Genomic DNA, 254 nt, shown 5'->3' on the forward strand with positions numbered 1-254 from the left:
GGAATACTGTATCCAGCAGACCGCAGGTTATTGGCAGACGGGCCAGGCGTAAAGGCATTTCTATGCTTTGATTAAGCTAAACACTTCAGCACGAGCTGCGCTGTCGTTTGCAAAGATCCCCCGGACGGCGGAAGTTACGGTCTTTGCTCCCGGTTTTTTCACACCGCGCATGGTCATGCACATATGTTCTGCCTCCACGACCACGACGACTCCATGAGGATCAAGCTTTTTCATAATCGCGTCAGCTACGGTGG

Annotated in this window: 1 protein-coding gene; it reads right to left on the bottom strand. The window is 52.4% G+C overall.

Translation table 11 applies throughout. The annotated features are described in order from the left end of the window. Positions 1–60: 60 nt before the first annotated feature. Positions 61–254, bottom strand: a 194-nt coding sequence (locus MXD62_RS09135) for a GTP cyclohydrolase I (protein WP_248828940.1), incomplete at its 5' end; no start/stop codon positions are given.

Source organism: Frankia sp. Mgl5 (genome assembly GCF_023242985.1).
GTDB lineage: Bacteria > Actinomycetota > Actinomycetes > Frankiales > Frankiaceae > Parafrankia > Parafrankia soli.